This is a genomic window from Cobetia crustatorum (assembly GCF_000591415.1).
GTDB classification, from domain to species: Bacteria; Pseudomonadota; Gammaproteobacteria; order Pseudomonadales; family Halomonadaceae; genus Cobetia; species Cobetia crustatorum.
Map to the genome: position 1 here is coordinate 20,425 of NZ_JEMF01000087.1, position 8,386 is coordinate 28,810.

Below are 8,386 nucleotides of genomic sequence, written 5' to 3' on the forward strand. Positions count from 1 at the left end.
CAGAGAGCTGACGCCTGTGTGGATTGGTGTAGTAAGTCTGTTTCCGGAAATGTTCACGGCTATTACCGCCAGTGGAGTGACCGGTCGAGCGGTTGATAAAGGCCTGCTCGAGGTCGATTTCTGGAATCCGCGTGACTACGCCACCGACAGGCACCGTACGGTCGATGATCGTCCCTACGGCGGAGGTCCCGGCATGTTGATGAAGGTCGAGACTCTGCGTGGCGCCATTCGTGACGCCCGCGCCGCTGGCGGTGACAATGCTCGTGTGATCTATCTCTCCCCGCAAGGTCGCAGGCTGGATCAGGCCGGTGCCCGTGAATTTGCGACGCAAGAGCGCCTGATCGTGGTCGCTGGACGCTATGAAGGCATTGATGAGCGTGTGGTGGAGGAAGAGATCGATGAGGAGTGGTCGATCGGCGATTACGTCCTGTCTGGCGGTGAGCTGCCAGCCATGGTCTTGATCGATACGGTGGCACGCCTGGTGCCGGGCGTTCTTGGGCATGAATCCAGCGCGGAGGAAGATTCCTTCACCGATGGCTTGCTCGATTGTCCGCACTACACCCGCCCCGAAGTCATCGACGGCAAGCGGGTGCCGGATGTCTTGCTCAGTGGCAATCATGCCCTGATCAAGCGCTGGCGGTTGCAGCAGTCTCTGGGGCGTACCTGGCTAAGGCGTCCAGATTTGCTTGAGAGCCGCACGCTGACTCGAGAGGAGCGTAAGTTGCTCGACGAGTTCATCGCGCAGCACGCCCGGAAAGGCAAGGTCTGACCTTCGCGGACACTGCGTTCGTTCTAGGAGAAGGCCGCCATCGTGGCGGAGGTGCGGCACGGCCCGGAGTCATCTTGCGGGAGCCCCGTGGCGCGTCACACACAAGGTCGATCCCCGTGTTCAAGGCCGTTTGCGGTGCCGGGGTCATGACAAACATCAGCCCCAGGGTTTGATGCTAACGAATTTGGAGCTAGCGATGAGCAGCAAGAATAAACTGATCCAGGCGATCGAAAACGAGCAGATGGGCAAGGAAATCACGACCTTTGCACCGGGTGACACCATCGTCGTCCAGGTCAAGGTTGTGGAAGGAACTCGCGAACGTCTGCAGGCCTTCGAAGGCGTGGTGATCGGCAAGCGTAACCGCGGTCTGAACTCCGCTTTCACCGTCCGCAAGATCTCCCACGGTGTGGGCGTCGAGCGTACTTTCCAGACTTACAGCCCGCAGGTTGCCGGTATCGACGTCAAACGTCGTGGTGACGTGCGTCAGGCTAAGCTGTACTACCTCCGTGAGCGTAGCGGCAAGTCTGCACGTATCAAAGAAAAGCTGGGCTAAGCGCTCCGCATTTTCTGAATGCAGAACTCGGCACCATGCGAGGGTGCGAATTGCCACTTGCACTCTCGTAGAGAACACCCCCGCATGCATCGCATGGCGGGGTGTTCTTGTTTTAGAAAATCGAAAAATCGATGACGAGCAGAAGGGGTTAATCCACTCGTCAGGCTGTCAGAGTAGAATCGATAGTCACGTGAGCAGTAAGCGCTCTCGTATCGCTGGCTTCAGGAGGCGCAGGGATGACAGATGATAATGGGCTGGTTGAGCGCTTCCTCGATACGCTCTGGCTGGAGCGCGGTGCCAGCGACAATACGCTTGATGCGTATCGCAGTGACTTGCAGGCATGGCGCCATTGGTTGTCGGCTCAAACGTCGGAGGGCGCAGCGATAGTGCCTTTGTTGTCGGCCTCCTCGCAGCAGATACAGGCCTTTTGTGATTCGCGGCGCGAGTCACATGCCTTGCGTTCTACTGCTCGTTTGTTATCGGCATTACGTCGCTTTTATCGCTGGTCACTGGCAGAAGGAATGATCGAGTCAGATCCCTTGCATGAGGTGCGTCTGCCGCGCGTGATCCCCAGTCTGCCAGGCACGCTGGATGAAGACGAAGTCGAACGATTGCTTCAAGCACCCGACCTTGACACCGCCATTGGTTTGCGTGACCGCACCATGTTGGAAGTTCTATATGGCGCGGGCCTGCGTATCAGTGAGCTGGTCAACCTGAGTGTCGATGCACTGAATCTTCGCCAGGGAGTCGTGCGTGTCGTCGGCAAGGGAGATCGCGAGCGGTTGGTGCCTTTGGGCGAGGAGGCTTGTGACTGGTTGTCACGCTGGCTGTCCACTGGCCGACCTGCGATGATGACCGACCAGACGCGTCCGGCGCTGTTTCCGGGGCGGCAGGACAAGGCAATGACGCGGCAGACCTTCTGGCATCGCATTCGTCATCATTCCGTGACGGCGTCGATTGATAAGCCGCTGTCGCCTCATACGCTGAGACATGCCTTTGCCACGCACCTGCTCAATCATGGTGCCAATCTGCGTGTCGTGCAGTTGTTGCTGGGTCATCGTGATCTGTCCACGACCCAGATTTATACTCATGTGGCCCAGGCACGCCTGGAACGTCTGCATGCCGAACACCATCCGCGCGGCTGATCAACGATTGCCTCGCCCGCGGACGTCAAGGAGAGATTGATGAGCAAGTTTACCCGCCGCCCGCAGCGCCTGAGGCATGTGCTTCGCCTGATTGGTGCCGGTACACTGTTGACGCTTCTGACACCGCTGGCGCAGGCCGATGCATTGGATGATCTGCGTGACAAACTGGTCGTCAATGGGAAGCCGTTGCCAGTCGAGTCATTGGCATCCAGTCCGATCAAGGGGCTTTATGAGGTGCGCCTGACAAGCGGCGAAAGCTTCTATACCGACATCGATGGTCAGCACCTGATCGTGGGTGAGATGTACCGCAACGATGCTGACAAGGGGCTGGTCAACCTCAGCGAACAGAAGGCCAATGGCGAGCGCCTCAAACTGCTGGGCGATGTCAGTGAAAAAGACATGGTCATCTATCGTCCGGCAGGCGAGATCAAAGCGGTCATCAGTGTCTTCACGGATACGACATGCCCTTACTGTCGCAAGCTGCACAAGGAAGTCCCGGAACTGAATGCGCGCGGTATTGAAGTGCGCTATCTGGCCTTCCCGCGCGGTGGCATGCGCTCTCAAGGTGCGCGAGAGCTGGCGCAGGTATGGTGTGCAGAGAATCCTACCGAAGCCATGAACCGCATCAAGAATGAAGGCGAAGTGCCCAAGCAGACCGCTAGCTGTGATGCTCCGGTCGCAAGCCAGTATGAGCTCGGCACGCGCATGGGTGTGCAGGGGACGCCAGCCATCGTGATGCCGGATGGTCAGATGGTGCCGGGTTATCTGCCGGTCGATCGTCTTGCCACGATGCTGGGCGTCGATGGCTGATGAGTTGCAAGTGATATAACGATCACGCGTTGACAGGCCGTTCTGCCTTGCTACCGTGGTCACGGCAGACTGTAAGGTTAAATGCTGTCTGGATAAGAGACCGACGACAGGTCGGCAGGGCGTCAGCGCGATAGGCGCGGCCATCAAGGCTGGATACCGTAACGAGAGAGGAAAGCGACGTTGAAACCGGTGAAAGTAGGAATCTGTGGTCTGGGTACCGTAGGCGGCGGCACGTTCAACGTGTTGACCCGTAATGCCGATGAAATTGCGCGTCGTGCTGGGCGCCCTATTATTGTCGAACAAATCGGTGCGCGGCGTGATAACCCCGACTGCGATATCACCGGCGTCAGCCGTACCCATGACATCTTCGAGGTGGCACGTAATCCCGAGATTGATGTGTTGGTCGAACTGATTGGTGGCTATGACGTCGCTTATGAGCTGGTGATGGAAGCCATTGCCAATGGCAAGCATGTCGTCACTGCCAACAAGGCACTGATCGCTGTACACGGTAACGAGATCTTCCGTGCTGCTGCCGAGAAAGGCGTCATGGTTGCTTTCGAGGCGGCTGTTGCAGGCGGTATTCCGGTCATCAAGTCACTGCGTGAAGGCTTGGGTGCCAACCGTATTCAGTGGCTGGCTGGCATCATCAATGGTACTGGCAACTTCATTCTCAGCGCGATGCGTGATGAAGGCCGTAGCTTTGACGACGTCTTGGCTGAAGCGCAGGCACTAGGTTACGCCGAGGCAGATCCGACCTTCGATATCGAAGGTATCGATGCCGCACACAAGCTGACCATCCTGGCGTCCATCGCCTTTGGTGTGCCGCTGCAGTTCGACAAAGCCTACACCGAAGGTATCTCGTGCATTACTGCTGAGGATATCGAGCAGGCCGATAATCTTGGTTATGTCATCAAGCACCTGGGCATTACGCGTGCGACTGGCAAAGGTCTTGAGCTGCGCGTGCATCCGACGTTGATCCCGAAAGAGCGTCTGCTGGCGAACGTGCATGGCGTCAAGAACGCCATTGAGGTAATGGGTGATGCCGTCGGCCCTACTCTTTACTACGGTGCTGGCGCCGGTGCTGAGCCGACAGCCTCTGCTGTCGTTGCGGACTTGCTCGACGTAGCGCGTGATATATCCACCGATCACCGCTACCGCGTGCCGTATCTGGCTTTCTCCGAAGTCAATCAGCACGGTGATACCTTGCCGATCATGCCGATGGAAGACATCGAGACCGCTTGCTATCTGCGTCTTCAGGCTGTCGATCGCCCGGGTGTTCTGGCGCGTGTCGCCACGATTCTTGCCGAGCAGGGCATCTCCATCGAGGCGATCATCCAGAAGGAAGCCACCGAAGGTGAGTTGGTGCCGATCATCCTGCTGACGCATCGTGCTCGTGAGTTGCACATGAACGAAGCGATTCGCCAGCTGGAAGCGTTGGTGGATGTTGCCGGTTCCGTGGTGCGTATTCGTGTCGAGGATCTCGACGACAACGCCTGACGGTGTGCAATCGGGAGGGGGCTGAACGTCAGCCCCCTCCCGTTGGGCTGCCGGCGAGGGCCGGGAAGGGTAAGAATCATTCAGGTGGCAGAGGCCACGGGAAGACACGATATGCGTTATATCTCTACGCGCGGCCTGGCGCCAGCGCTCGGTTTTGAAGATGTGGTTCTCACGGGGCTTGCCAGCGATGGCGGCCTGTACGTGCCGGAAACTCTGCCACAGTTCAGTGTGGAAGAACTGACGGCAATGGCGGGCGAGTCCTACGCGGAAATCGCCTTCCGTGTCATGAAGCCGTTCGTCGATGGCGCCATCGATGACGAAACCTTCCGCACCATCGTGCGCGAGACCTACGCTACCTTCAGTCATGATGCTGTCGTGCCGCTCAATCAGCTCGACAGCAACCATTATCTGTTGGAGCTGTTCCACGGCCCGACGCTGGCCTTCAAGGACGTTGCGCTGCAGTTGTTGGGGCGCCTGCTCGAGCACTTCCTCGCCAAGCGCGGTGAGCGTGCTGTCATCATGGGGGCGACTTCGGGTGATACCGGTTCTGCTGCCATTGAGGGATGCCGTGCCTGTGACCACGTGGATATCTTCATCCTGCATCCGCATAACCGGGTATCTGAGGTGCAGCGCCGTCAGATGACGTCCGTGCTGGCACCCAACGTCTTCAACATTGCTATCGAGGGCAACTTCGATGATGCTCAGGCGATGGTGAAGGCCAGCTTCGCCGATCAGGACTTCCTGAATGGCACGCGTCTGGTTGCGGTCAACTCGATCAACTGGGCGCGCATCATGGCCCAGACCGTCTACTACGTGGCTGCCGGTGTGGCGCTGGGCGCTCCGGCGCGTCAGGTCAGCTTCACGGTGCCGTCGGCCAACTTCGGCAACATCTTTGCCGGTTATCTGGCCTCGCGCATGGGCTTGCCGGTGCGCCAGCTGGTGATCGCCACCAATGCCAACGACATCCTGCATCGCACCATTTCCTCCAACGACTTCTCGCGTCAGGAGTTGAAGGCGACGCTGGCGCCGTCGATGGATATCGTGGTGTCCTCCAACTTCGAGCGTCTGCTGTTCGAGGCCTACGGCCGCGATGGTCAGGCGATCCGTGAGTTACTCGAGCACTTCTCACGTGAACCTGCGGCACTGGCGGATGCACCGCTGGCGAAGCTGCGTGAGCTGTTCTCCAGCCACAGTGTCGATGACGAGACGATTCTCGAGGTTATCCGTGAAGCGCATCAGCGTACCGGCGAGATCCTCGATCCGCATACGGCTACCGGCTATCGTGCGGCAGAGGTCTGCCGTACCGATACTGCGACACCGATGATTACGCTGGCGACCGCGCACCCTGCGAAGTTTGCTGAAGCGGTAGCGCGTGCAGGCTTTGCGGGCGTTGATCTGCCGCCGCATCTGAGTGACTTGCTTGAGCGCGAAGAGCGTTACAGTGTGCTGCCGGCTGAATTGACTGCCGTGCAGAACTTCGTGCGTGAGAATCGCCGCGGGTGATCGCATCAGCTACCGGTCGGGCCTTTTAGGCTGATCGGTAGCCATTTTTCATGGCCGTCATTTCTGCAGTCCGCTGCCGAAATGACGGCCATGTCGTTTGTCAGGAGCCATCATGTCAGTCACTCCCTCATCGTCGCCCGTTTCATTATCACAAGGCACCTTGGCGCGCCCGGATGAGCGTACGCTCACGGCCAGCATTGCGCGCGTCATTCGCCCGCGTACACGTGACGAGCGCCTCTATCAACAAGGCCTTGCGGCAGGTCTCAGTGAATTGCAGGCGCGAGTGTTGGCAGGGCGGTTGACGCTCGAAAGCTGCAAGGCGCCGCTGGAGGCCTTGATCACGCCTGCGCTCAAGCATATTGAGCATCCCGAACGGCTGGCAGACGGTCGACGTGCGGCAGAGCGCATCGCCCGCGCTGTCAGTGACGGCGAGCACATCGGTATCCTCACAGATTACGACGTCGACGGCATTACCTCGCATGTAGTGATGCTGCGCACCCTGACCGAGTTGTTCGATGTGCCTTACGATCGCGTGCATAGCTTGATCGGGCATCGCATTCATGACGGCTACGGCATCAGTCTGCCGCTGGTTGAGCGCATCATGACACTGAGTCCGCGTCCCACTCTCATCGTGACCGCAGATTGTGGCTCCAGCGATGAGGCGCGCCTGGCGCTGTTGAAGGAAGCGGGAATAGAAGTGGTGGTGACGGATCACCATGCGTTGCCGCAGGAAGGGCCACCGGCTTCTGCCTATGCAACCGTCAATCCGACACGGGCCGATTGTGCCTACCCGGATGCGACCATCGCTGGCTGTATGGTGGCCTGGTTGACCATGTCACTGGCGCGTAATGTATTGATCGAGCAGGGCAGGTTGCCAGCGAGTACGCCAAAGTTGTCACCGTGGCTATCGTATGTCGCTCTTGGGACCGTGGCTGATTGTGTCTCGCTTGGTGGGAGTGCCATCAATCGTGCAGTGGTCAATCTCGGCCTGACACTGATTAATCGTATGCAGGAGCCTTGTTGGCGGGCGATGGCCGAGCGCCTGGGCGCTGATAGCGTACCTTTTAATGCCGAGACGCTCGCCTTTCAGATGGGGCCGCGCATCAATGCGCGCTCACGGCTGGATGATCCTTATGCTGCGCTTCACTTCATGCTGGCACGGGAAGATGCCGCGGCACGCAGCGCTCTGGATGTGCTTGACCAAGATAATCAATCGCGCAAGGCCATCGAGGTGGAGATGGTAGAGTCGGCCCGCTCGTTGGCCATGGAGTCTTTGCGCGCCGGGCATCAGATCATTGTGGTCTACCTGGAAGACGGCCATCCCGGTGTACAGGGGATCGTGGCTTCGCGGCTGGTCCAGCAATTTGGGCGGCCCGCTGTCGTACTCACACCTGCTGCAACACCGGGTATGCTGACAGGATCGGGCCGCTCCATTGAAGGGTTGCATCTGCGTGATGCATTGCAGCGGGCACACGATCTCGCGCCCCAGGCTTGCCGCGCTTCGGTGGGCATAAGGGGGCTGCAGGGGTAGGGCTGCCCCTGGTCGAGAGGAGTATCTTTACTGATGCCATTCAGCAAGCGGCTGCCGAGCAACTGGGTGATCTTCCGCTCAATCCGCTGATACTCAGCGATGGTGGGCTCAATGAAGGGCAGTTGAGCCTGGAGACACTGGATGAGATCGAGCGCCTCGCCCCCTTTGGCCGCGAGTTTGAGGCACCGCTTTTCGAGGGGCGCTTCATGATAGAAAGCTTGCGTCCCGTAGGGGCCGACGGTACCCACCTTTCTATGGAGCTTTCGCTGGGGCGAGTGCGCATAAAAGCTATCTGGTTCAGAGCGCTGACACCTGGTGAGGCGCCTGCCTTTGGTTTGGGGGATGTCCTGCACTGTGCTTATAAGCTGTCACGTAACCGGTGGCGGGGCCGAGAATCCCTCCAGCTTATGCTGGAATATGCTCTGCCGGTGTGATGTATGAGCTCTAGATGACATTTCTTCCCAAAAGGCCTTGCGCTGAACCGGCCCGGTGCGTAAAGTACGCATCCGCTGCCGGGGACGCATGGCGTTACCAGCGGTGAAAGAGGTGTGCAGGTGATTGTTTCGATTGATGTTTTT

At 58.8% G+C, this 8,386-nt stretch carries 6 protein-coding genes and 1 pseudogene; all 7 read left to right on the forward strand.

The features are described 5' to 3' along the window. Positions 1 to 16 precede the first annotated feature (16 nt). The 7 genes and pseudogenes from trmD (at position 17) to BF12_RS20490 (ending at position 8,242) form a co-directional block, all read left to right on the forward strand. The gene (gene trmD / locus BF12_RS0115400; RefSeq protein ID WP_024953046.1) at positions 17 to 769 is read left to right on the forward strand and encodes a tRNA (guanosine(37)-N1)-methyltransferase TrmD; all 753 of its coding nucleotides are present in this window, start codon (positions 17 to 19) and stop codon (positions 767 to 769) included. A 196-nt stretch (positions 770 to 965) separates the two neighbouring features. Beyond that, positions 966 to 1,322 carry a 50S ribosomal protein L19 gene (gene rplS, locus BF12_RS0115405; protein ID WP_024953047.1) on the forward strand — a complete coding sequence of 119 codons (357 nt, stop codon included), beginning with the start codon at positions 966 to 968 and terminating at the stop codon, positions 1,320 to 1,322. 236 nt (positions 1,323 to 1,558) lie between these two features. Further along, on the forward strand, positions 1,559 to 2,467 hold the full coding sequence (xerD, locus tag BF12_RS0115410) for a site-specific tyrosine recombinase XerD (RefSeq protein WP_024953048.1): 909 nt from the start codon (positions 1,559 to 1,561) through the stop codon (positions 2,465 to 2,467). Positions 2,468 to 2,506: 39 nt separating this feature from the next. Beyond that, entirely contained in the window at positions 2,507 to 3,277 is a 771-nt protein-coding gene (locus BF12_RS0115415; protein WP_024953049.1) for a DsbC family protein, read from the forward strand. A 180-nt stretch (positions 3,278 to 3,457) separates the two neighbouring features. Beyond that, positions 3,458 to 4,774 carry a homoserine dehydrogenase gene (locus BF12_RS0115420; RefSeq protein ID WP_024953050.1) on the forward strand — a complete coding sequence of 439 codons (1,317 nt, stop codon included), beginning with the start codon at positions 3,458 to 3,460 and terminating at the stop codon, positions 4,772 to 4,774. A 111-nt stretch (positions 4,775 to 4,885) separates the two neighbouring features. Further along, on the forward strand, positions 4,886 to 6,277 hold the full coding sequence (gene thrC / locus BF12_RS0115425; protein ID WP_024953051.1) for a threonine synthase: 1,392 nt from the start codon (positions 4,886 to 4,888) through the stop codon (positions 6,275 to 6,277). 112 nt (positions 6,278 to 6,389) lie between these two features. Further along, positions 6,390 to 8,242, forward strand: a pseudogene (locus BF12_RS20490) (single-stranded-DNA-specific exonuclease RecJ). Positions 8,243 to 8,386 lie beyond the last annotated feature (144 nt).

Coding starts and splice junctions, on each gene's coding strand:
- thrC (WP_024953051.1), top strand. CDS start 4,886: ATGCGTTATATCTCTACGCGCGGCCTGGCGCCAGCGCTCGGTTTTGAA.
- BF12_RS0115415 (WP_024953049.1), top strand. CDS start 2,507: ATGAGCAAGTTTACCCGCCGCCCGCAGCGCCTGAGGCATGTGCTTCGC.
- xerD (WP_024953048.1), top strand. CDS start 1,559: ATGACAGATGATAATGGGCTGGTTGAGCGCTTCCTCGATACGCTCTGG.
- rplS (WP_024953047.1), top strand. CDS start 966: ATGAGCAGCAAGAATAAACTGATCCAGGCGATCGAAAACGAGCAGATG.